We start from the raw sequence: 23,559 nt of genomic DNA on the forward strand, positions 1-23,559 counted from the left end.
TCAGAAGGTGATGTCCGCCGTGTTCATCGTCCCGCCCCGGCGGCCGGGTGCGTGCTGGCCGCTCCAGTAGAGGTTCGTGTGGGCGATGACCTGCTCCGGGGCGGGTGCACCGTGCGCGGTGAGGTCCTGTGTGGTGTGGGCGTCGGCCACCAGCGTCGCGTCGTAGCCTCGCGCCAGGGCGCCGTGCAGGGTCGAACGCACACAGAAATCGGTCTGGGCGCCCGTCACGACGAGCCGGCCCACCCCGCGCTCTGCCAGCACGGACTCCAGCTCGGTGGCTTCGAAGGAGTCCCGGTAGCTCTTGGCGACGAGGGGCTCGGTGTCGAGTCGCCGCAGTTCCGGGACGTACTCCCAGTCCTCGGTGCCGGGCAGCAGTTCCTCGTCCTGGTGCTGGATCCAGACCACCGGCACGTTCCCCGCGCGGGCCTTGCCGATCAGGGTGTCGATGTTGGCGATGACGGTCTCGCGATACGGCGATCCCGGTACGACCACGCCGTTCTGTACGTCGATGACCAGTACAGCGGTATTCGGTCGTTGTGGCAGAGTTGTCATGGCGTCCACAATATGGGATGCCGCTGGGAACGGTCGGCACTACGGTGACCCCATGGACTTCCCGACCGGCGGTGACTATGTCATCCGCGCCATACGACCGGACGACTGGCACCGAGTGAGGCAACTGCGGCTGGAGGCGCTGCGGGATCCGGCCGCGCCCCTCGCCTTCCTGGAGGACTACGAGGACGCCGCGGCCAAGGCCGACGCGTTCTGGCAGGACAGAGCCGTGGGGTCGGGTGAGGGGGCCACTGCGGCGCGGCAGTTCATCGCCGAGGCGCCCGACGGAAGCTGGGTCGGCTCGGTCACCGTCCTTGTCGAGGAGCCCGGGACGAAGGACTGGGCGGGCCATGTCATCGAGCGCCGGCAGGGGCATGTCGTCGGGGTGTACGTCCGGCCCGAGCACCGTGGGAACGGGCTGATCAAGGAGCTGTTCGACGTCGGTGTGGCCTGGGCGCGGGAGCGGGGCGCGCAGCGGGTACGGCTGCTGGTGCACGAGGAGAACGAGCGGGCCCAGGGTGCGTACCGCAAGGCGGGGTTCGTGCCGAGCGGGGTGGTCGTGCCGTTCTTCAAGGACGAGTCGCAGGACGAGTTGGAGTTCGTCCTGGAGTGGCCGTCCTAGACCGGCAGTTCGCGGTGCGGCCAGCGCGAGCGGGCCTGTTCGCGGGAGCGGAGCAGGGCGAGGGTCGGCAGGCCCTGGCCGGTGCCCGCGGTGAGCAGATCCGGGAGCTGGGGGAGCGGGGCGACGGCCGCGACGTCGTCCAGGACCAGGGTGAGTGGTGGGTCGAGCCGACCGGAGGATGACCGTTCGGCCATGCGCCGGCCGCGCTCGACCACGCTTGAGACGAGGGCCGTCAGCAGCGGCATCGCGCCGGGATTGCTCTTGGGGTCCTCGATGGATTCACCGACCACATAAAGCGTGCCCCCTTCGGCGACGAAGGAATCCAGGGCGAGCGCATCAGTTCGGTTTGGTGTGCAGGCTTCACGGATGTTGACCGTGGACAGGGCGGACAGGGCGCGGCTGGTCAACTCCTGTGCGATGTCCCGGCGGTCGGGGTGCCCGGTGAGCGCGGCCTCGAGTTCGCCGGCGGCGCCGGGGGCGGCCTTGGGGTGGGTGCGCAGGGTGCGTACGGCGTCCTGGACCTGGGTGCCCTGGGACCAGCGGTGGACGTGCCGGACGGTGCGGCTGTCCAGGGCGGCGGCGTGCAGGTAGCTGCGCAGGAGTGTGGTCGCCGTGTCCGCCACCGCTTGGTCGAGCTTGGCTGTGGGGCGTACGGGGGCGAGAAGGGCCGTGGCTCGGTCCAGTGAGGTCTGTTTGTCCTCGCAGCCGGCGATGGGGGACCAGTGGAGGCGGGCCGGGGTGTCGCAGAGGTGGGTGGGGTCGTAGAGGAGGGTGGGGCCGAGTTTGGCTCTCGCGTCCTTCGTCTCGTCCCAGAGGGCGGGGTTGGACGTCACGACCAGGGTGGGGCCTTCGGCGTCGCGTACGGCCCGGGCCGCGGTCGTCCGGCGGCTCTCCCTGGGGGCGATGAGGATTCTTTCCCACCCGCCCGCTCGTTCGGCGTCGGCCGTGAGGTGTGCGGCGGGGCTTGCGGGCGGTGCCGTCTCCTTGAGGGGCACCGCCAGCGCGGGCACCGGCTCGGTGCGCGGCAAGGGCACCTCGTACCGCTGCTCGGTCTGTTCCATCGGTGGAGCGGCGGTCGTGACGGGCTCAGTCGGCAGGGGGGTTCCCTCGACGGCCGTCGTCCGCGCGGTCTTCGCGGCCGCCGTCGCCCGTCGTGCGGCCCTTCCCGCTCGCCAGCGCGCCACCGTTCCCATCACGAAGACGGCCAGGACGAGCAGGACCATCAGCTGGCCGATGAACAGGCCCCAGAACAGGCCCCAGCCGGACAGCTGGGTCGACGGGGTGTCCGGCCAGGCGCCGCCGATGTCGTGGGGTGCGCCGATCAGATGGCGCATGGCCAGGGGGGTGCGGGTGAAGGTGACGGCCGTGGGCCAGGTGCCCTTGGCGAACAGGGCCGCGAGGCCCGTCGCCGTCCACACCAGCACGGTCATGCCGATGAGGAACGCGAGTATGCCGACCAGGAGGCCGTCGGGGATGCCGCCCTGGCCCGCCCGGCGGTCCTCGCGGCGTTCGCGAGCGTCCGGTCTCACCCGTTCCTCCCCTGCCTGTGCCGCTACGCCACCGTGGATTCGGAGTCGCCCAGGTGCTGTTCCACGAAGGCCGCCGCCCGCTGCTCGGCCTCCAGTTCGGCGGCGCGCAGGGCGTCGTCGGCCGTGAGGTCGCTGGAGGACTCGGTCATCGCGCGGTCGGTGAAGACCAGTGGGCGTTCCGTCTCGGTGACCAGGTGTTTGACCACCTGGACGTTGCCGTTGACGTCCCAGACGGCGATGCCGGGCGTCAGCGTCGGGATGATTTCCACCGCCCACCTCGGCAAACCCAGCACTCGGCCGGTGCCCCGTGCCTCGTCCGCCTTCTGGGCGTAGATGGTGCGGGTGGAGGCCATCTTCAGGATCGCCGCCGCCTCCTTGGCCGCGGCTCCGTCGACGACGTCGGAGAGGTGGTGGACGACCGCGACGAAGGACAGGCCGAGCCGGCGGCCGAACTTGAGCAGGCGCTGGAACAGCTGGGCCACGAAAGGGCTGTTGATGATGTGCCAGGCCTCCTCGACCAGGAAGATGCGCTTCTTCCGGTCGGGGCGGATCCAGGTGTGCTCCAGCCACACGCCGACGATCGCCATGAGGATGGGCATGGCGATGGAGTTGCGGTCGATGTGGGAGAGGTCGAAGACGATCAGGGGGGCGTCGAGGTCGATGCCGACCGTGGTCGGGCCGTCGAACATGCCGCGCAGGTCACCGTCGACGAGGCGGTCCAGCACCAGGGCGACGTCCAGGCCCCAGGCCCGTACGTCGTCTATGGCGACGTTCATCGTCTCGGCGGACTCCGGCTCGGGGTGCCGTAGCTGCTCGACGATGTCGGAGAGGACGGGCTGGCGGTCGAGGATCGACTCGTTGACGTAGGAGTGGGCGACCTTCAGGGCGAAGCCGGCGCGTTCGTCGAGGCCGTGTCCCATCGCGACCTCGATGATCGTGCGCAGCAGCGCCAGCTGGCCCGTGGTCGTGATGGCCGGGTCCAGCGGATTGAGACGGATCCCGTGGTCCAGGGCGGCCGTCGGGTCGAGCCGGATGGGTGTTATCCCCAGCTCCTCGGCGATGAGGTTCCATTCGCCGACCCCGTCCTCGCCCTGCGCGTCCAGGACGACGACCTGGCGGTCCTTGAAGCGCAGCTGGCGCAGGACGTACGTCTTCTCCAGGGCCGACTTGCCGTTGCCGGACTCGCCGAGGACCAGCCAGTGCGGGGCGGGGAGTTGCTGGCCGTACAGCTGGAAGGGGTCGTAGATGTAGCCCTTGCCGGAGTACACCTCGCGGCCGATGATGACGCCGGAGTCGCCGAGGCCGGGCGCGGCGGTGGGCAGGTAGACCGCCTGGGCCTGGCCCGTGGAGGTGCGTACCGGCAGTCGGGTCGTCTCGACCTTCCCGAACAGGAAGGAGGTGAAGGCTTCGGTGAGGACGGACAGCGGATCCCGCATCGGTGAATCAGCCCCTACCGTCGGATGCCGGTGGCGAAGGGAAGTGTGTTCACGAAGGCGCGGTGGTGCTCTCGGTCGCACCACTCCAGCTTGAGGTACGACTTGCCGGCGGAGGCCCTTATCGTGCGCTTGTCGCGGGCGAGGGCCTCGGGGGTGCGGGAGGAGACGGTGATGTAGCCGACGAGGTTGACGCCGGCCGCGCCGCTGGCGAGGTCCTCACCGCGCTGGTCGAGGCGGTTGTGGGCGGCGATGTCGCGCGGGTCGACGGTGCGGTTCATCTTGGCGGCGCGGGAGGCCTCGGCCTCGTCGTTGGTCTTTTCGGTCAGCATGCGTTCGATGGCTACCTCGGTGGGTTCGAGATCCATCGTGACGGCGACCGTTCGGATGACGTCCGGGGTGTGGACGAGGAGCGGTGCGAGGAAGTTGACGCCGACGGGGGTCATCGGCCACTCCTTCACCCAGGCGGTGGCGTGGCACCAGGGCGCGCGGGTGTACGACTCCCGGGTCTTGGCCTGCAGATAGGTGGGCTCCATGGCGTCCAGCTCGGCCGGCCAGGCGTTGCGCTTGGTCATCGCCTGGATGTGGTCGATGGGGTGGTCGGGGTCGTACATGGAGTGGATGAGGGAGGCCAGCCGTCCCTGACCGAGGGGCTGCCGTACCCGGATGTCGGCTTCCTGCAGCCGTGAGCAGATGTCGGTCAGCTCACGGGCCATGACGACGGCGAGCCCGGCGTCCCGGTCGACCTTGCCGCCCTGGGCGCGCATGGCGCGGGCCATGGCGTGGGCTTCGGCGGCCAGTTCGCGGTTGTAGTGCATACAGGCGACGAGGTAGGCGCGGTGCTGCTCGCTGCTGGTGGACACCATGGACTGCAGCTGGTCGTAGGACTGCTGGAGCCAGCCGAGGGAGCGGTCGTCGCCGCGCAGGGCGACGTCCTTGGCGTGTGCGTCGGGGTCGGCGGGCAGGGTGCGGGCGAGCATCTGCAGCCGGGTCACGAACCCGTCGCCGTTGGCGACGTGCTTCAGCAGGGTGCCGAACCGGTCGACCAGGGCCTCCTGGTCCTCGGAGTCGCGCAGGCCGACGCCGGGACCCTCGATCTCGATGGCGGCGGTGACGGTCTTGCGGTCGGCGTGCAGCAGTACGGCGATCTCGTCGGGTCCGAAGGGGGCGGCGAGCCAGGCGATGCGCCCGATGCCGGGCGGTGGGCCGATCTCGACCTCCCGTCCGTCGATCCGGGTGCCGGCCTCGACGACGCCGGAGCGGTAGACGGCGTTGCCGCCCTTGACGGCCCGCTTGTAGCTGCGGTTGATCTCGAACCACTTGTAGAAGGTGCGGCGTTTGTACGGCACGTAGACCGCGGCGAGCGCGATCAGCGGGAAGCCCGTCAGCAGCACGATCCGCAGGGAGAGGACCGGGACGAGGAGGCCGCACATCATGCCGAGGAACGCGCCGGCGATGATCAGCGCGATCTCGCCGGACTCGCGGTTCCGGCCGACGATCGCGTTCGGCCGGGCGCGGCCGATGAGATACGTACGGCGGGGCGTGATCGGATGGGACAGGTGGGACTCGGTCGTCAACGCCCTTCACCTCCCGTGCGGTTGATGTTGCGGGTGTTGCCTGCGTGCGGGGTGTTGGCCGGGCTGGGCGCGCGGGGCGCGGGCGTGGCGGAGGGGACGGCTCCGCCGCCCCCGGCGGGGGTACGGCTGCTGTGGGCGGCGACGCCGCCGGAGGCGGGGTTGGCCGGGCGGGGTGCGCTGCTGCTCTGTCCGCCGGCGCCCGCGTTGCTGTCGGCGCGGGTGCTGTGGGTCTTGATGCCCTGGGCGACGAGGGTGGCGGGAGAGCTGATGACGGCGGCGGCCTTGCTCTCGGCGCCCTGCATGATGCGGTTGTTTCTGCTGCCCGCGATCTCGTCGCCGAAGCCGGGGACGAAGCGGTAGATCATCGCGCTGGCGAAGATGGCGAGCAGGATGATGGCGAGGCCGGAGACGACGGCGGAGAAGGCGTCGGGGCCGTTGCCGGAGGAGAGGGCGCCGGCGAGTCCGAGGACGATCACGATGACGGGTTTGATGAGAATGACCGCGATCATGATGCCCGCCCAGCGGCGTACGTGGCCCCAGAGGTTCTTGTCGACGAGGCCGGCGTAGACGACGGTGCCGAGGAGGGCGCCGACGTAGAGGAGTGCGGCGCGGATGACCAGTTCCAGCCAGAGGACGCCGGCGGCGAGGATGCTGACCAGGGAGACGACGATCAGCATGATCGGGCCGCCGCCGATGTCGGTGCCTTTGCCGAGGGCGCCGGAGAAGGTGCCGAAGAACGTGTCCGCCTGGTCGCCGGTGGCCTGGGCGAGGACGTCGGTCACGCCGTCCGTCGCGGAGACGACGGTGTACAGGATCAGCGGGGTGAAGGCGGAGGCGAGCACGGTGAGCCACAGGAAGCCGACGGCTTCCGAGATGGCGGTCGTGAGCGGTACGCCGCGGACGGCGCGCTTGGCCACGGCCAGGAGCCAGAGCAGGAGCGTGAGGATCGTGGACGCGGCGAAGACGATGGCGTACTGCTGCAGGAACTTCGGATTCGTGAAGTCGACGTTCGCGGTCTCCTTCACGGCCTTGCTGAGCTTGTCGATGGTCCAGGAGGCGGCCTCGGCGCAGCCCTTGGCCAGCGAGGACAGCGGGTCGAGGGTGCTGTCCGGGACGTTGGCACCGCCGGATCCGCTAGAGCTGTTGCCGCGTTCGCAGTACTTCTTGGCCTCGCCGGAGATGACGTCGCAGTTGTACCTGCTCTTCGACGGTGAGGGCGACGGGTTGCCGGTGGGAGTGGGCGAGGGCGCAGCGAAGGCGCGGGTGGCCAGCAGTACGGCTGTGGTCTGTACGGCTGTCACTGCTCCGGCGAGCTTGAGCGCACGTCGCGGGCTACCGGGCATACGTGAACCCTCCGTACTCTTCGATGGCCTTGCTGATCTCGTCGGAGGTGGCGGCCTTGTCGTCGCCGGGTACCGGTGCGGGGCCGTTCTGCTGTGTGTCGGAGGCAATCTTCCAGTCGCCGTCGGACCACTGCAGATCGAACGTCCATGTCTTCCAGGACGAGGTGACCGGGTCGGTCGAGGCGCTGTCGGCCATGCCGATGAGCCCCACGTACCACACCGCCACCTTGGCGTCTGCGTCTGTGTAGCTCTGCACCGTCGTGCCCACCGGCACCACCCGGGAGACGAACGTACTGCCCTTGGGCGCGTTGCCTGCAGCGTCGAGGCCCATCTTCGCGAGGAAGTCGGTTGAGTAGGCCTGGTCCATCGCGCCCTGGAGGCGGGTCACCGCCGCGGAGGTGTAGAGGAGGTGCAGGAGGTTGTCGCGGCTGTCCTTCTTGAACATGCCTGTGGATCCCAGCGCCACGGCATAGTTCGAGGCCGCCGACTGCACTCCTTGCTCCGTGTGGGCGAATCCGGCAGGTACTCCGGCGGACTTGGTGTCCACGGGCCGTGTGCCGCTGGCTGCTGTGGGAGCAGCGGCCGGCTTGTCGTTCTTCGAGGTCGAGTCGGTGGTGGAGGAGTGGTCGCCTCTGTTGGCGAATGCGATGGCCGCGATGAGGAGGACCACCACGCCGACCACGGTGACCAGGCCGCGGGAGGAGGAGCGGCGGGGGCCGCGGCGGGGTGCGCCGCCGTAGGGGTCGCCCTCGGGGAGGCGGGTGCGGGTGTGGCCCGTGTCGCCGCCGTAGTCGCTGTAGGCCTGTTCGTCTCCGGGGTTCATGATGTGCGCGCTCCCTCACCCTCGTAGGCATACGACGGTAGCCGTGCTGGTTCCCGCGTGGGCGCGGTGTGGTGACTCGACATCAGGGACATCAGGGAGACGCAACCTCAGCCGGAAGGGGAAGGTGGGGCTAGACCGCCATGCCGTACACGATGGTGAACAGGGTGCCGAGGGAGCCGATGATGAAGACTCCGGTCAGGCCGGCGATGATGAGGCCCTTGCCCTGCTCCGCGCTGAAGGTGTCGCGCAGGGCCGTGGCGCCGATGCGCTGTTTGGCCGCGCCCCATACCGCGATGCCGAGGCAGAGGAGGATGGCCACCGCCATCACCACCTCGATCATCACCTTCGCCTCGTTGCCCAGGCTGCCGAAGGGGCCCCAGTCCGGAGCGATCCCGCCGATGATGGTGTTGATGTCTCCCTTGTCGGCCGCAAAGAGCATGTAAGTCACCGCCCCTGGTGGGTAGTTCCGTCCGGCCCCTGCGGTGTGCAGAGGTCAGGCCTCATTGTCGCCGACAACGCCGCCGACGTATGTCGACTTGACGTCATTGACTGGCGGGTTTCGTACGAATGGCTCGCACGGTCACTCTATGTATCACGGCAGGTCACGCCGGGCAACGAGGTCCGACCGGAACCTGTCGTGTGGTTCTGTCGTTGTTCACCTTCACGACCTGGCACGGTTTCTGACGGCCGGTCGGGTGAGGCTTCGAGACGATGTTCTCATGGGCGGGGTACGCGAAATGGCCAAGGGCCCCGGCGGTACGGCCCGCCAGGGCCCTTGACGTGCGGAGCAGCGGGTGCGGTCAGCCGGTGAAGGCCGACGTGCCCTGCGGGGTGCCCCAGCCGGTCGGGCCGTCGTAGCCCGACCGGGCGGTGCACAGGTAGCTGGTGGCGCAGGTGCCGTTGTTGCCGCTGGTGACGTCGTTCAGGGCGGAGGTGCCGGCCGCGGTGTAGGGGAACTTGGCCGGGTAGCTGCCGCTTGACGGGGTGCCGGCGAGGGCGTAGACGCCGGCGATGATGGGCGAGCTGGCGCTGGTGCCGCCGAAGGTGTACCAGCCGGCCGTCACTCCGTAGGAGTCGTAGACGGAGACGCCGGTCGCCGGGTCGGCCACCGCGGCCACGTCCGAGACGGTGCGCCTGGAGCAGCCGGTGTCGGTCTGCCAGGTCGGTTTGGCGTCGTACGCCGAGCAGCCCGAGCCGGTTCCCTCGGTGCTGCTGGTCTTCCAGACCGTCTCGGTCCAGCCGCGGGTCGTGGTGGAGGACGTGGACAGGGCGGTGCCGCCGACGGCGGTCACGTACTTCGAGGCGGCCGGGTACTCGGCTCCGTAGCCCCCGTCACCGGCGGAGACGGTGATGGCCACGCCCGGGTGGTTGAAGTAGGAGGAGTCGTACGAGGTGTCCGACGAGGACTCCGAGCCGCCGTAGCTGTTGGAGATGTACTTCGCGCCCAGCGTCGCCGCCTCGTTGACCGCGGTGCCGAGGTTGGCCATCGTCGCGGACTTGGCCTCGACGAGCAGGATGCTGCAGTTCGGGCAGATCGCGGAGGCCATGTCGAGGTCGAGGGACTCCTCCTCGGCCCAGCCGCTGTCGGCGGAGGGCAGGGAGGTGGTGGAGCCGGTCTGGCCGACCTTCTTGAAGCAGCCGTTGGACGTGGTGCAGGCGGGCAGGCCGTAGTACGAGCGGTACTGCGCGAGGTCGGCCGCCGCGTTCGGGTCGTCGTAGGCGTCGACGATGGCGATGGTCTCGCCGGCGCCCTTGGCGGATGCGGCGGAGGTCAGGCCGTAGGCCGACCGGAGGTCGGAGGGGCCGTAGCCGGAGGGGGTGGCGGCGTCGGCGGCCTTCGGGGTGACGCCGGTTCTCGCGGCCCGCTGCTTCTGGAACGCGGTGAGGCCGCCCGTCACCCGGAAGGAGTCGCAGGCGAGTTCGCCCTTGTGCTTGGGGATGGCGCAGGGGGTCGCGGTCCAGGTCGTCCGGGCGGAGGAGGGCGCCGCCGCGTCGGCGTGGGCCGCGGCGCCGAATCCGGCGAAGGCGAGTGCGGCGGTGGCCGCGAAGGTGGTGCCGAGGCGGCGCCGGCGTGTGGGAGTCGTACGCATGTGAGCAGCTCCTGGTTTCCGGGTGGGGGGTGGGAACAGGGCTGTGCGGGTGCGTGCGGCGGTACGACGAAGACTGTGACTTGTTGAGTACGTGACAACCAGGGGGGCTCTGGAATCCTGGCGTCCGCCTTACCGAAGCATTCCGTCCGCTTGACGCGACTCACAGGCGGTGCACGGGAGTTGGACAGGGAGAGCGGGCCGCGGCCGGCTGCCGTGACCCGCTTCCCTTTCCGTGCCGCCGAGGGGACCCCACGTCCCCCTCACTCGGGCGGCGCCCCGTGACCCGACGGGGTGGTCATCCGCTGCTCGTGGGCTCAGCTCGCGCCGAAGGCGCTCGTGCCCTGCGGGGTGCCCCAGCCGGTCGGACCGTCGTAGCCGGAGCCCGCGGTGCAGAAGTACGACGTCGAGCAGGTGCCGTTGTTGCCGCTGGTGACGTCGTTCAGGGCGGAGGTGCCGGCCGCGCCGTACGGGTACTGGGCCGGGTAGTCGCTGCTGCCGGGGGTGCCGGCGAGGGCGTAGACCGAAGCGATGATCGGCGAGGAGGCGCTGGTGCCGCCGTAGGTGTTCCAGCCGGTGCCGTCGGAGCCGTAGGTGTCGTAGACGGAGACGCCGGTGGCCGGGTCGGCGACCGCCGAGACGTCGGCGATCATGCGCTTGGCGCAGCCGGTGTCGGTCTGCCAGGTCGGCTTGGCGTCGTAGGCGGAGCAGCCGGAGCCGGTGCCCTCGGTGCTGGAGGTCTTCCAGACGCTCTCGGTCCAGCCGCGGCTGTCCGAGGAGGTCTTCAGGGCGGTGCCGCCGACGGCGGTCACGTACTTCGAGGCGGCCGGGTACTCGGCGCCGTAGGCCTCATCGCCCGCGCTGGCGGTGATGGCCACGCCCGGGTGGTTGTAGTACTTGGAGTCGTACGACGTGTCGGAGGAGGACTCCGAGCCGCCGTAGCTGTTGGAGACGAACTTGGCGCCGAGCTTGACGGCCTCGTTCACCGCGGTGCCCAGGTTGGCGTCGGACGCCGACTTCGCCTCGACCAGCAGGATGTTGCAGTTCGGGCAGGTCGCGCTGACCATGTCGAGGTCGAGGGAGATCTCACCGGCCCAGCCGCTGTCGGCGGAGGGGAGGGAGGTCGTGGAGCCGGTCTGGCCGACCTTCTGGAAGCAGCCGTTGTCGGAGGTGCAGTCCGGCAGGCCGTACTGCGACCGGTAGGTCGCGAGGTCGGCCTCGGCGTTCGGGTCGTCGTAGGCGTCGACGATGGCGACGGTCTCGCCCGAGCCGTTCGAGGAGGCGGCGTCGGCCAGGCCGTAGGCGGACTGGATGTCGCTCGGGCCGTAGCCGGTCGGGGAGTCGGCGGCGGCCTTCGGCTCGACGGTCTTCGGCGCGACGCCCTTGAGCGCGGCCTGCTTCTCCATGAAGGCGGTGGTGCCGCCGGTGACGCGCAGGGCGTCGCAGGCGGCGTAGCCCTTCTTCGGGGTGGCGTCGCATGCCTTCTCGTAGCGCACATGGGCCTTGGCGACCTGGGCGGCGACGGCCTTGGCGCTCACCTTGTGGCTCGTGGCGGCGGTGTCCGCGCTGGCGTGGGCGGCGGTGCCGAGTCCGGCGACGACGAGTGCGGCGGCGCCGACGGCGGCTGAGCCGATCCGGGACCGTCTGCCGCGTATGTGGGGGGAGTTGTGGGTGGTCGTACGCAAGGTACAGCCTCCTGGAAGTGGGGTGGACAGAGGCCTGCGGGTGCGGGGGACCACCGGTGGGGTGACCGGTGGGGGCGGCGGCCCGGGTCCGACCCTCGCTTGTTGAGTACGCGACAACAAGGGGCTTTCGGAATTCTGACTTCCGCGTTACTCAAGAAGGTGGGGAACTTACTGATCAATAACTGTGCGCTGGCTCTGCGCTGGGCATGGCTTGACCCTGCGCACGGCACGGCCGCAGGGTGCGGCTACGCGCGTAACTGATCTGTGCCCGCGGCGTGTTACCGCGGCCGGAGGCCGTGCAGCAGCAGATGGACGTGTCCGTCCAGGCCGCTCAGGGCCTCCTCGGCGTCCAGCGCGCAGCTGGCGATGAGGGCGGCGAGGCCGTGCAGGCTGGCGGCGGCGACCATCGTGATCCGCTCGGGGTCGCCCGCGACGATCTCGCCCTGCTCCTGGGCGTCCGCGACCAACCGGGTCAGGGAGCCGAAGGACTGGTCGACGGCCGCGGCGAGCGGGACGGAGCTGTCGGGGTCGTGCTTGCGGGCGAACATCAGCTCCAGCAGCTCGGGGTTGTCGACGGCGAAGCCGAGGTAGGCCCGTGCGAGCGCTGCCATCCGCTCCTCGAAGGACTGGTCCGCAGGTTCGGTCGCGGCGGCCAGGGCCTGGTTCAGGCGCTCGTATCCGTCCAGCGCGAGCGCGTCTATCAGGGCCTGCTTGTCCTTGAAGTGCCGGCCGGGGGCCGCGTGGCTCACACCGATGTCCCGGGCCAGCTCGCGCAGCGAGAGCGCGCCGACCCCCTTCTCGCGCAGGGTGCGTTCGGCGCTCTTGAGCAGGGCGGCGCGCAGGTCTCCGTGGTGGTAGGGGCGGCTCGGTGACGGGGGGGACATGCGCGACATGCGGACCATCGTATCTCGATGTTGACGCTGTCTATATAGTTGTCGACGCCGCCATTGTTGTCATTGACATCATTGTTGTCGATGCCTACATTGAATGCCATGACTGACAAGTGGAACGCGACCCATCTGCCCGACCTGACCGGCCGTACGGCCGTGATCACCGGCGCCAACAGCGGCCTCGGCCTCGTCACCGCGCAGGAACTGGCCAGGGCCGGAGCGCATGTGGTGTTCGCCGTACGGGACCTCGCGCGGGGCGGCGCCGCCGCGGCGACGGTGGGCGGCAGCACCGAGGTGCGCCGTCTGGACCTGGCCGACCTGGACTCGGTACGGGAGTTCGCGGACGGCTGGGACCGCCCGCTGGACCTGCTCATCAACAACGCGGGCGTGATGATGCTGCCGGAGCGGCGCACCGAACAGGGCTTCGAGATGCAGTTCGGCACGAACCACCTCGGGCACTTCACGCTGACCAACCTGCTGCTGCCGCGGATCACCGACCGGGTGGTGACGGTCGCCTCCGGCCTCCATCGCGCGGGTGACGGGGTGATCCACTTCGGGGACGTGAACCTGCGCGGCCGCTACAACCCGACCCGCGCCTACGCCCAGTCCAAGCTGGCCAACCTCCTCTTCACCCTGGAGCTGCAGCGCCGCCTCACCGAGGCCGGATCGCCCGTCCGCGCCCTCGCCGCGCACCCCGGCTACGCGGCCACCAACCTCCAGAGCCACCATGCGAACCCCCTGGCCAGGGCGTTCATGGCGGTCGGCAACAAGGTCTTCGCGCAGAGCGACAGGGCGGGCGCCCTGCCCACCCTCTACGCCGCGAGCCAGGACCTGCCCGGGGCGTCCTACGTCGGCCCCGCCGGCCTCGCCGAGATGCGCGGCGCGCCCACGCTGGTCGGCCGCAGCGCGGCGGCGAGCGACCCGGAGGCGGCGCGGCGCCTGTGGACGCTGTCGGAGGAGATGACCGGGGTGAAGTGGGGGCTGGAGCCGGTCGCCTGACCGCTCGGGGCTGTCACGTCACGTCATCGTGCATGGTCACAGCGTGATGGGGAGTGATGGGGAGTGAAGGGGGGCGAAGGTGGTGAAGCGGTGGCGCGGTAGGAGGTCGCCCGGCGCCGTGCTGCAGTTGGTCGAGTCAGAGGCCCGTAGGGAGGTTTCACAGGAAAATCTCAGCTAAGTCGGAGCGGGTTTCTCACCTTGGTGGGACAGAGTGAAGACTGATGGAGCGCATCTCACGCATCATGGTCACCTCGCGTCCTGCGATGCTGGGCGTCGTGGTGATGCTCGCCGTGACCTCGGCGTCCGTGGCGGCCGCCGATGACGGGCCGGGCCCCTTGGGGGTCACCGCCGACGCCGCTGCGACACGGCAGACGGTGCGGGTCGGCGCGCTCTTCTACGCGGACCGGGCAGGCAAGCCGACCGGCGGTCACTACTGCACGGCCTCGGTCGTGCACAGCCCCCGGGGCGACCTCATCGCCACCGCCGCGCACTGTGTGAGCGACGCCGACGACAAGCTGCTCTTCGTGCCGGGCTACCGGGACGGGCACGCGCCGTACGGGGTGTGGAAGGTGGGGCAGCGCTATCTGCCCGACGGGTGGGCCAAGGACCAGGACGAGGACAGCGATCTGGCCTTCGCCACGGTCGACGCCCTCGGTGGCAGGCGGATCGAGGAAGTGGTGGGCGCCAACCGGTTCACGACCGGTACGGCCACCGGTGCCACCGCCGTGACCGTCGTCGGCTACCCCGACTCCCGCGAGGCCCCCATCAGCTGCACCAACAAGCCGGTCGCGCACAGCAGCACCCAGCAGCGCATCGACTGCCCCTCCTTCGCCAGCGGCACCAGCGGCAGCCCCTGGATCAACGGCGACGAACAGGTCGTCGGCGTTCTCGGCGGCCATGACGAGGGCGGCTCGACCGACGACGTGTCGTACAGCGTGGCGTTGGGCGGCGGGGCGGCGGAGCTGTACAAGGACGCGACGGCCGGCTCCTGAGGCGTGCCGGGGGCCCAGAGGCGTGCCGGGCAACCGTCGAGGCGTGCCGGCGAATCCTTGAGGCCCGATGGGCGCATCCCTGAGGTGAGACGCCGCGTCCCTGTGATGGGACGCCGCGTCCCTGAGGCGCGGCGGGTGGGCCCCGGCTGATCCTCCGTCAGGGAGCGGGCGTGGGCGGGGAGCCGTGCCGCGGCACGGAAATACGACTTCGGGGCCGGCAGACGTTCTCGTGCCGGGGCCGGTCCGCTCTTAGACTGCTGCGGGTGGACTGGCCGATGGCGAGGGGCGGTTGACGGTGCGTAAGGCGTGGGTCGTCGGTGGTGCCCTCGTGGGGGCCGGACTGAGCTTCGTCATGCTGCTCGTCGTCGGGGTGTACGTCGTCGCGGGGAACCTCCTCAACGACGTCACCTCGGGAGGCCGGGGGCTGGCGAAGGGGGCCGTGCCCGCCGCCTACAAGACGCTCGTGCAGAAGTGGGGCAACCTCTGCCCGGCGCTCACCCCGGCCCTGCTCGCCGCCCAGCTGTACCAGGAGAGTGGCTGGAACCCGACCGTCGTCAGTCCGGCCGACGCACGCGGCATCGCCCAGTTCATCCCCAGCACCTGGGCCACGCACGGCATCGACGGCAACGGGGACGGCAAGCGGGACATCTGGGATCCGGCCGACGCCATTCCGTCGGCCGCTTCGTACGACTGCGAGCTGGCGAAGTACGTGAAGGACGTCCCCGGTGACGTCTCCGACAACATGCTCGCCGCGTACAACGCCGGTGCCTACCGCGTCATAAGGGCCGGCGGGGTCCCGGGGATAAGCGAGACGCAGAACTACGTCAAGCGGATCCAGAGCCTCGCGCAGAGCTTCGCCGCGCCCGCCAGCCGGCTCGAGCCCACTCAACAGGCCGCCGGCGCCATCGGCTTCGCGCAGAGCAAGCTCGGTACGCCCTATCTGTGGGGTGGCGAGGGTACGGCCGAGCAGGGTGGGCGGTTCGACTGCTCGGGGCTGACCCAGGCCGCGTACGCCAAAGTCGGGATCAGTCTGCCGCGTGTGGCCAACGACCAGTACAACGCCGGGCCGCATCCCTCGCGGGATCAGCTCCTGCCCGGTGATCTGGTGTTCTTCTCCACCGACCTCGGCGACTCGCGGGCCATCCACCACGTGGGCATCTACGTGGGCGGCGGGTACATGATCGACGCGCCGCGCACCGGGGCCGTCATCCGGTTCGACCCCATCGACTCCGCCGACTACTTCGGTGCCACCCGGGTCACCGCCGATGGCGCGAAAGCGCTCCCCACTTCGGTGTGAACCGAGCGTGAACCCACCCCCTGAGCTGCGATGATGAGTCTCTCTTCGATAACGTCTGCGTGATCTTTCAGTGGAGAGTGGAACGTATTGATGGGAGTCGTGCGTTCCTGTTGACGTAGCCGAGCGGACGTCAGTGCGGGCAGTGCAGCGGATGCGGATCTACGAACCACGGGGGTAGGAGCGGCGCACACGAGGTGCGTCCGGTAGACGACGAAGGGGCCACAGCACCATGGCTGTACTCGCCGAATCCGGATCGAACCCCGACGTCGAACTGCTCTACGACCTCAACGGCCTGGCCAAGGACGCCCCGCACTGGTTCGACCGCGTCATGGAGTTCGTCGGTGAGTACGGACTGCTGCTCGCCATGGTCCTGTTGGTGCTGTGGTGCTGGTGGTCCGTGCGGCGCCGGGGCGGCGAGGACGCCGCGTCCTCCGTCGCCGCGCTGGTGTGGGCGCCGCTCGCGGCCGGCATCGCCGTACTGATCAACGTTCCGATCCGGGGCTTCGTGGAACGCCCCCGCCCCTTCGTCGATCACCAGGGGCTGGACGTCCTCGTCTCCGGCAAGACCGACTTCTCCTTCGTCAGCGACCACGCGACCATCACCATGGCGCTCGGTGTGGGGCTGTTCGTCGCCAACCGCCGCTTCGGCATCGCCGGCATAGGGCTCGCCCTGCTGGAGGGGTTCTGCCGGGTCTACATGGGCGTGCACTATCCGACGGACGTCGTCGGCGGTTTCGCGCTCGGTACGGCCGTGGCGCTGCTGCTGTCCCCGCCGGCCATGGCCCTGCTCACGCCCCTCATCAGGGCGGTGGAGCGGTCTCCTCGGGCGGGGTGGCTCGTACGCCGGCGGTCGGCCGGCGGGGCGAGCGAGGAAGCGGTGCTCCCCGGCGCCCGTACGCCGGTGGAGTCGAAGGAGCGGGACCTGGCGGCGTAGCCCGGTCGGGACTCCGCCGCGCCGCCCCCCCCGCCGCGTCCTACAACCCCTGCGCGTACGAGAAGAACCTCTGCGGGTCGTACTGCTTCTTCACCTTGCCGAGACGGGACGCCGCGTCGCCGTAGTACGCCGACCGCCAGTTCTTCAGCGTCGGGTCGGTGTAGTTCTGGTACGCCGCGCCGGAGGCGTACGGCTTCATCGCGTCGTGTGCCGACGTCAGCCAGGACTGGGCCGATCCGCCGGAGGCCCCCGCGCCCCAGGACGCTATGTACTGGGCCAGCATCCGCGAGCGGCGGTGGACGAAGGCCGTGGCCGTGGGCGAGACGCGGTTGACCGCGCCGCCCAGGGCCGTGAACGCGATGCTGCCCGCGCCGCCGCGCACCGAGGTGATCTGCCGCAGCACCGTCTGGATGCCGGCCGCCGACAGCGAGCGGTCGAAGAAGTCGGAGCGGGCCGCGTACGTCTCCCGGCCCAGGCGGCCCTGCGGGGAGCGGCCGGGGGTGGAGCCCGGAAGGTGGCACTGGGCGTCGGAGGAGAGGGAGGAGCAGCCGGCGTAGATCTCCATCGCCTCCTCGTAGCCCCGGCGGCGCAGGGTGACGGAGGAGGCGCCCGCGCCGGCGGCGTGGGCCAGGCGGTCCACGGCGTTCTGCAGCTCGCCGTAGGTGCCGAGGGAGAAGCAGGCCACGGAGATGCTGGGGGTGCCACCGGGCGTGCAGGCCAGATGGAGGGAGGACCAGATCTCGTCCGGCTGGCTCGGGCCCCACTCCTGCCAGGCCTTCAGCACCGCGGCCGCCTTCGCCCACGGCCACGTCAGGTACGCCGTCACCGCCTGCGGCGCGGGGTGGGTCTTGAACTGCAGCTCGGTGACGACGCCGAAGTTGCCGTTGCCCGCGCCGCGCAGCGCCCAGAAGAGGTCGGAGTGGGAGGTGGCGTTCGCGGTGACCTGGGTGCCGTCCGCCGTGATCATGGTCGCCTGGGTGAGGCTGTCGCAGGTCAGGCCGTAGGCGCGGGAGGCGACGCCATGGCCGCCGCCGAGCACCAGGCCGGAGACGCCGACGGTGGGGCAGGAGCCGGCGGGTATGGTCACGCCCTTCGCGGCCAGCGCCCGGTAGACGTCGATCAGCTTGGAGCCGGCGCCGACCACTGCCTGCCCGCCGCTGACCCGTATCCGGTTCAGCCGGGAGACGTCGAGGATCAGGCGGTTGTCGCCGGAGGAGTAGCCCGCGTAGGAGTGGCCGCCGTTGCGTATGGAGACCCGGATGTCGTGGGCGTGGGCGTAGGCGAGGGTCGTGCGGATGTCGTCGGCGTGCGCCGCGTAGGCCACGGCGGCGGGCTTCAGGCCGTCGAAGCGGGTGTTGTACAGCTGGTGGGCCGTCGTCCAGGCCGCGTCGCCGGGCCTGACCAGGGTGCCGTCCAGGTCATGGGCGAGGCCCGCCCAGTTCACGGCGGCGTTCGCGCTGGTGGTCTTGAGGGACGTGAGGGACGATGAGCCCGTGGCGGCCGACATTGTGGACCTGCCCGAGCCCGTGCTGCAGCCGGTCAGTGCAGTCGCGGCCAATGCCGCCGTGCCGCCCGCGATGAACGTACGTCGTTCCATGCCCATCGTCGTCTGTCACCTCTCCCCAGGCCCCCTTGGCCTTTCCTGGGGTGAGATGACGGTGAGGGGCACATTGGTTCGCCCGGTTCGCACACAGGTAGGCGAACGTCGAAGACGTGTCTGTGTAACCCAGTCGTCGGAACCTCCATGTGCTCTCCCCGTAAGCATTCCGTGACCTTACCGGGCCGACGGCAGGGGTTCACCTTTCGTTAACTTCTGGCCATCGGCGGCTTCACCTCTTCTGCCTAATTTCGGCCGTGCAAGGTGCGGAGCGCGGCCACATATGCGCTCACGAAACCCTCGATACTTCGCACGCCGCCGTCAGCGGCGGCTCCTGGAAGGAACTCCCGAAAGTGAAGCTTCAGCGCAAGAACCGGCTGCGCGCCCTTTCGCTCGGTGCGATCGCCGTCTCCGGCGCCCTGGCCCTGACGGCGTGCGGCTCCGACGACAACGGCAGCGGTTCCAAGGCGTCGGGCGCCCCGTCCGGCTCCGCCAACGCCTCCTCGATCAAGTGCGACAGCGCCAAGGGTCAGCTGCTGTCGGACGGCTCTTCCGCGCAGAAGAACGCGATCGACGCCTGGGTCAAGAACTTCTCCCAGGCCTGTGGCGTGCAGATCAACTACAAGGCCGGCGGTTCCGGTGCCGGTGTGACCTCGTTCACGCAGGGCCAGATCCCGTGGGCCGGTTCCGACTCCGCGCTGAAGCCGGAGGAGGTCACCGCCTCCAAGAGCGTCTGCAAGGGCGGCCAGGGCATCGACCTTCCGATGGTCGGCGGTCCGATCGCCATCGGTTTCAACGTGAACGGCGTGGACAACCTGGTCCTGGACGCCCCGACCCTTGCCAAGATCTTCGACGGCAAGATCAAGAACTGGAACGACCCGGCGATCGCCGCGCTCAACAAGGGCGTCAAGCTTCCCGACCTGAAGATCCAGGCCTTCCACCGCTCGGACGACTCCGGCACCACGGACAACTTCACCAAGTACCTGAAGGCCGCCACCCCCGACAACTGGAAGTACTCGGGTGGCAAGACCTGGCAGGCCAGCGGTGGCCAGTCCGCCGCCCAGTCCTCCGGTGTGGCCCAGCAGGTCAAGCAGACCAACGGTGCCATCGGCTACTTCGAGCTGTCCTACGTCGGTGACGGCGTCAAGGCCGTGAGCATCAACACCGGTGCCTCCAAGCCGGTCGCCCCGAGCACCGACAGCGCCACCAAGGCCATCGCCGCCGCCAAGGTCGTCGGCACCGGCAAGGACCTGTCGCTGAAGCTGGACTACAACACCAAGGCTGACGGCGCCTACCCGATCACCCTGGTCACCTACGAGATCGTCTGCGACAAGGGCAACAAGGCCGACACCCTGCCCACCGTCAAGTCCTTCCTCAACTACATGGCCTCCGAAGACGGCCAGAAGATCCTGAGCGGCATCAGCTACGCGCCGATGCCCGACGAGATCATCAGCAAGGTCCGCACCACCATCGCGGGCCTGAGCTGACCTGATCCGAGAGTGCGGCCCGGTACCCACGGCCTTTCCGCGGGCCGGGCCGCACCGTCCGGTGCACCGCCGCCACGAGCCGCCCACCCCGACCGGGTGAGCGGCTCCGCAGACCGGAGAATCCCTGATGGACATATCGACCAAGACAACTGACGCATCTCCCCCTACGCCCCAGCCGGCCGCCGCCGGGAAGAGGGGCGCCGCGCGTTCCACCTCCCGCCCCGGTGACCGCATCTTCCTGGGCCTGTCCCGTGGCTCCGGCATCCTGCTGCTGGTGATCATGGCCGCGATCGCGGTCTTCCTCACCTATCGCGCGTCGCTCGCGATCAGCAAGGACCACGGGAACTTCCTGACCAGCTTCGAGTGGAACACCAACATCGACCCGCCGGTGTTCGGCATCGCGGTCCTGGCCTTCGGCACGGTGGTCTCCTCCGTCATCGCCATGGCCCTGGCCGTGCCGATCGCGGTCGCGATCGCGCTGTTCCTCACCCACTACGCCCCGCGCAGGATGAGCGGTCCCGTCGCGTACGTGGTCGACCTGCTCGCCGCCGTGCCGTCCATCGTCTACGGCCTCTGGGGCGCCCTGGTACTCGTACCGCACATGAACGGCCTCTTCGGCTGGCTGAACGACTACTTCGGCTGGACCGGCATCTTCTCCTGGGACGGTGGCGCGCCGCGCTCGATGCTCACCGTCGGCATCCTGCTCGCGATCATGATCCTGCCGATCATCACCAACGTGAGCCGCGAGGTCTTCCGCCAGGTCCCGCAGATGCACGAGGAAGCCGCCCTCGCCCTCGGCGCCACGCGCTGGGAGGTGATCCGCATGGCAGTGCTGCCCTTCGGCCGCTCCGGCGTGATCTCCGCCTCCATGCTCGGCCTCGGCCGCGCCCTCGGCGAGACGATGGCCGTCGCCACCGTGCTCTCCCCGGACTTCGACATCCACGCCAGCCTGCTCAACCCGGGCGGCGGCACCTTCGCCCAGAACATCGCCAGCAAGTTCGGCGAGGCGACGGAACAGGGCCGTGACGCGCTCATCGCCTCCGGTCTGATCCTGTTCGTCATCACCCTGCTGGTCAACGGCGCGGCCCGTGCGATCATCGCCCGCCGCAAGGAGTACTCGGGGGCCAACGCATGAGCACCGCAGCCGTCACCGACAAGCGCCCCAACTCGCTGCGCAGCGGTCACCTGCCGAAGTGGTCGCCGTGGGCGATCGCCGGCGGCTCCGTCGTGGTCGCCGCGGGCATCGGCCTGGGCGCCGGCCTCAGCAGCAAGGTCGAGTGGGGCCTGATCGCCGCGATCCTGTACGTCCTCGGCACCTTCGTCATCGCGACGATGGTCGAGGGCAAGCGGCAGGCCAAGGACCGTGTCGCCACCTCTCTGGTCTGGGTGGCCTTCCTGATCGCGGTCATCCCGCTGGTCTCGCTGATCTGGACCACCGTCAAGCGCGGTGTGAAGGTCCTCGACCCGTACTTCCTCACCCACTCCATGGGCATCGTCGCCGACTCCGAGCCGGGCGGCGGCATCTACCACGCGATCATCGGCAGCCTGGAGCAGGTCGGCCTCGCCACCCTGATCGGCGCCCCGATCGGTGTGCTCACCGCCGTCTACCTGGTGGAGTACGGGCGCGGCAAGCTCGCCCGCGCGGTGACCTTCTTCGTCGACGTGATGACCGGTGTCCCCTCCATCGTGGCGGGTCTGTTCATCCTCAGCCTCATGCTGATGCTCGACATGCAGCCCTTCGGCTTCGCGGGCTCGCTGGCCCTGGCCATCCTGATGATGCCGGTCGTCGTCCGTTCCACGGAGGAGATGCTCAAGCTCGTCCCGAACGAGCTGCGCGAGGCGTCCCTGGCGCTCGGCGTGCCCAAGTGGCGCACCATCCTCAAGGTGGTCCTGCCGACCTCCATCGGCGGCATCACCACGGGCATCATGCTGGCGATCGCCCGTATCGCCGGCGAGACCGCGCCGATCCTGCTGCTGGTGTGGGGCAACTCCTTCATCAACAACAACCCGTTCTCGGGTGCCCAGCAGGCGCTGCCGCTGTACATCTACCAGCAGTACGCGAACAGCTCGGGTTCGACGGCGGCCTACGACCGCGCGTGGGCGGCGTCCCTCACGCTGATCGCCTTCGTGATGATCCTCAACCTGGTGGCCCGCGGCATCGCCCGCTGGAAGGCACCGAAGACCGGTCGCTGAGGCGACTATTTCCGGCTCCGCCGGGCGGAGCCACACAGCGACCGAGCTTGAATTTCTGGAAGTGAAGTAGACATGGCCAAGCGAATCGACGTAAGCGGACTCACCGCCTACTACGGCTCCCACAAGGCGATCGAGGACATCTCGATGACCGTCGAGCCGCGCTCGGTGACGGCGTTCATCGGCCCCTCCGGCTGCGGCAAGTCGACGTTCCTGCGCACCCTGAACCGTATGCACGAGGTCACCCCCGGTGGTCGTGTCGAGGGCAAGGTGCTGCTGGACGACGAGGACCTCTACGGCGCGGGCGTCGACCCGGTGTCGGTGCGGCGCGAGGTGGGCATGGTCTTCCAGCGCCCGAACCCGTTCCCCACGATGTCGATCTTCGACAACGTCGCGGCGGGCCTGCGCCTGAACGGCAGCTACAAGAAGAGCCAGCTGAACGACATCGTCGAGAAGTCACTCAAGGGCGCGAACCTCTGGAACGAGGTCAAGGACCGCCTGAACAAGCCGGGCTCCGGCCTGTCGGGCGGCCAGCAGCAGCGTCTGTGCATCGCCCGCGCGATCGCGGTCGAGCCCAAGGTCCTGCTGATGGACGAGCCGTGCTCCGCCCTGGACCCGATCTCCACCCTCGCCATCGAGGACCTGATCGGTGAGCTGAAGGAGCGCTTCACGATCGTCATCGTGACGCACAACATGCAGCAGGCCGCGCGTGTGTCGGACCGTACGGCGTTCTTCAACCTGGCCGCGGTCGGTCAGCCGGGCCGGCTGATCGAGATCGACGACACCGAGCGGATCTTCTCCAACCCGTCGGTGCAGGCGACGGAGGACTACATCTCCGGCCGCTTCGGCTGAGCCGACGCGCCTGTCACAAGACCCCTCGCGGTGCTGCATGGCGGTGCCACCGCGAGGATGCAAGAGGGCCCGCCCCTGGCTCCCGGGGGCGGGCCCCTTGCGTGTCCGCTGTGCTGGGCTGGGGTCGGGTTCCCCTTTTGCCCACCCGCCCACGACGTCGACCGGGGCGGAGGGGACTGTTGTTACTGCTCGATGAGATAGTCCTTGACGGAGCTCACTGGTACCCCGGAGGTCCACGTCTGATTCGTTCCCGACCACACCGTCGCGTGGTCACTGCCGCTCGCATCGCCGCATGTGTACATGACGCCGTTGCCGCGATACTGCCAGGCGAGGTCCACCGTGGCTCCCACGTGGGCGTTGCCAAGATAGGCCCACATGTAGGTTGTCCCGCGGTACTCGCCCTCGTACAGACCCACCCACGAGCCATCCGGGTTGGTGTTCTGGCTCCCGGCCACGAGTCGTTTGTTGGTGGTGTTGGCCGGGTTCGGATCCCAGGCGCCGCACCACACACCCGAGGATGCGGCTGAGACTGCCGGGTGCGTTGCCGCGGCGGCGCTCGGAGCGCTCACCAGACCCCCGCAGAGCAGGGTGACGGTTGCCGCAACAGCAGCGAGATGCTTGTTGACGTGCATGAACCTTGCAACTCCTCTGTGATCGACGGGACGGCCATGGT

The 23,559-nt window shown here is 69.5% G+C and carries 21 protein-coding genes; 9 read left to right on the forward strand and 12 right to left on the reverse strand.

Going from position 1 to position 23,559, the window contains the following annotated elements; translation table 11 throughout:
• A complete protein-coding gene (locus AQI95_RS09790; RefSeq protein ID WP_067120487.1) occupies positions 1-552 on the reverse strand; it encodes a cysteine hydrolase family protein in 552 nt (183 codons plus the stop codon).
• 52 nt (positions 553-604) lie between these two features.
• Between AQI95_RS09790 and AQI95_RS09795 the strand changes: the two genes are divergently transcribed.
• Complete coding sequence (locus tag AQI95_RS09795; protein ID WP_079071173.1) at positions 605-1,171, forward strand: GNAT family N-acetyltransferase; 567 nt, start codon at positions 605-607, stop codon at positions 1,169-1,171.
• Here AQI95_RS09795 and AQI95_RS09800 read toward each other — a convergent pair.
• The 9 genes from AQI95_RS09800 to AQI95_RS09840 all read right to left on the reverse strand — a co-directional run bounded on the left by AQI95_RS09800 (position 1,168) and on the right by AQI95_RS09840 (position 12,541).
• Positions 1,168-2,700, reverse strand: coding sequence for a type IV secretory system conjugative DNA transfer family protein (locus tag AQI95_RS09800; protein WP_067120489.1), 1,533 nt, complete (start codon positions 2,698-2,700; stop codon positions 1,168-1,170). The genes AQI95_RS09795 and AQI95_RS09800 overlap by 4 nt on opposite strands.
• Before the next feature lie 23 nt (positions 2,701-2,723).
• Entirely contained in the window at positions 2,724-4,136 is a 1,413-nt protein-coding gene (locus tag AQI95_RS09805) for an ATP-binding protein (RefSeq protein WP_067120491.1), read from the reverse strand.
• Between the two features lie 14 nt (positions 4,137-4,150).
• A complete protein-coding gene (locus AQI95_RS09810; RefSeq protein WP_067120493.1) occupies positions 4,151-5,710 on the reverse strand; it encodes an SCO6880 family protein in 1,560 nt (519 codons plus the stop codon).
• Positions 5,707-7,053 carry a hypothetical protein gene (locus AQI95_RS09815; protein ID WP_067120495.1) on the reverse strand — a complete coding sequence of 449 codons (1,347 nt, stop codon included), beginning with the start codon at positions 7,051-7,053 and terminating at the stop codon, positions 5,707-5,709. The genes AQI95_RS09810 and AQI95_RS09815 overlap by 4 nt, the downstream gene beginning before the upstream one ends.
• Entirely contained in the window at positions 7,043-7,876 is an 834-nt protein-coding gene (locus AQI95_RS09820; protein ID WP_067120497.1) for a DUF8175 domain-containg protein, read from the reverse strand. The genes AQI95_RS09815 and AQI95_RS09820 overlap by 11 nt, the downstream gene beginning before the upstream one ends.
• Positions 7,877-8,006: 130 nt before the next feature.
• On the reverse strand, positions 8,007-8,315 hold the full coding sequence (locus AQI95_RS09825) for a hypothetical protein (RefSeq protein ID WP_014673544.1): 309 nt from the start codon (positions 8,313-8,315) through the stop codon (positions 8,007-8,009).
• A gap of 361 nt (positions 8,316-8,676) precedes the next feature.
• A complete protein-coding gene (locus AQI95_RS09830) occupies positions 8,677-9,966 on the reverse strand; it encodes a S53 family peptidase (protein WP_067120499.1) in 1,290 nt (429 codons plus the stop codon).
• Between the two features lie 314 nt (positions 9,967-10,280).
• Entirely contained in the window at positions 10,281-11,648 is a 1,368-nt protein-coding gene (locus AQI95_RS09835) for a S53 family peptidase (protein ID WP_067120501.1), read from the reverse strand.
• Positions 11,649-11,926: 278 nt separating this feature from the next.
• Positions 11,927-12,541 carry a TetR/AcrR family transcriptional regulator gene (locus AQI95_RS09840; protein WP_067121492.1) on the reverse strand — a complete coding sequence of 205 codons (615 nt, stop codon included), beginning with the start codon at positions 12,539-12,541 and terminating at the stop codon, positions 11,927-11,929.
• Positions 12,542-12,640: 99 nt separating this feature from the next.
• Between AQI95_RS09840 and AQI95_RS09845 the strand changes: the two genes are divergently transcribed.
• The 4 genes from AQI95_RS09845 (at position 12,641) to AQI95_RS09860 (ending at position 16,760) form a co-directional block, all read left to right on the forward strand.
• A complete protein-coding gene (locus AQI95_RS09845) occupies positions 12,641-13,537 on the forward strand; it encodes an oxidoreductase (protein ID WP_208614119.1) in 897 nt (298 codons plus the stop codon).
• A gap of 221 nt (positions 13,538-13,758) precedes the next feature.
• Positions 13,759-14,529 (forward strand): trypsin-like serine peptidase, encoded by a 771-nt coding sequence (locus AQI95_RS09850; protein WP_067120505.1) that lies wholly within the window; start codon positions 13,759-13,761, stop codon positions 14,527-14,529.
• A gap of 289 nt (positions 14,530-14,818) precedes the next feature.
• Positions 14,819-15,826 (forward strand): C40 family peptidase, encoded by a 1,008-nt coding sequence (locus AQI95_RS09855; protein ID WP_279617000.1) that lies wholly within the window; start codon positions 14,819-14,821, stop codon positions 15,824-15,826.
• A gap of 229 nt (positions 15,827-16,055) precedes the next feature.
• Positions 16,056-16,760, forward strand: a complete 705-nt coding sequence (locus AQI95_RS09860; protein ID WP_067120507.1) for a phosphatase PAP2 family protein — start codon at positions 16,056-16,058, stop codon at positions 16,758-16,760.
• Positions 16,761-16,800: 40 nt separating this feature from the next.
• Here the strand turns inward: AQI95_RS09860 and AQI95_RS09865 are convergent, their stop codons facing one another.
• Complete coding sequence (locus AQI95_RS09865; protein WP_067121494.1) at positions 16,801-18,357, reverse strand: FAD-binding oxidoreductase; 1,557 nt, start codon at positions 18,355-18,357, stop codon at positions 16,801-16,803.
• Between the two features lie 353 nt (positions 18,358-18,710).
• Between AQI95_RS09865 and pstS the strand changes: the two genes are divergently transcribed.
• The 4 genes from pstS (at position 18,711) to pstB (ending at position 22,886) form a co-directional block, all read left to right on the forward strand.
• Positions 18,711-19,844: a phosphate ABC transporter substrate-binding protein PstS gene (pstS, locus tag AQI95_RS09870; RefSeq protein WP_067120509.1), complete on the forward strand. Its 1,134-nt coding sequence runs from the start codon at positions 18,711-18,713 to the stop codon at positions 19,842-19,844.
• A 127-nt stretch (positions 19,845-19,971) separates the two neighbouring features.
• Positions 19,972-20,979, forward strand: a complete 1,008-nt coding sequence (gene pstC / locus AQI95_RS09875; protein WP_067120511.1) for a phosphate ABC transporter permease subunit PstC — start codon at positions 19,972-19,974, stop codon at positions 20,977-20,979.
• Complete coding sequence (pstA, locus tag AQI95_RS09880; RefSeq protein WP_067120513.1) at positions 20,976-22,037, forward strand: phosphate ABC transporter permease PstA; 1,062 nt, start codon at positions 20,976-20,978, stop codon at positions 22,035-22,037. The genes pstC and pstA overlap by 4 nt, the downstream gene beginning before the upstream one ends.
• Positions 22,038-22,109: 72 nt before the next feature.
• On the forward strand, positions 22,110-22,886 hold the full coding sequence (pstB, locus tag AQI95_RS09885; protein ID WP_067120515.1) for a phosphate ABC transporter ATP-binding protein PstB: 777 nt from the start codon (positions 22,110-22,112) through the stop codon (positions 22,884-22,886).
• 182 nt (positions 22,887-23,068) lie between these two features.
• Here the strand turns inward: pstB and AQI95_RS09890 are convergent, their stop codons facing one another.
• Positions 23,069-23,518: a hypothetical protein gene (locus AQI95_RS09890; protein WP_067120517.1), complete on the reverse strand. Its 450-nt coding sequence runs from the start codon at positions 23,516-23,518 to the stop codon at positions 23,069-23,071.
• Positions 23,519-23,559: the final 41 nt, after the last annotated feature.

The sequence above is a fragment of the Streptomyces yokosukanensis genome, assembly GCF_001514035.1.
Classification (GTDB): domain Bacteria; phylum Actinomycetota; class Actinomycetes; order Streptomycetales; family Streptomycetaceae; genus Streptomyces; species Streptomyces yokosukanensis.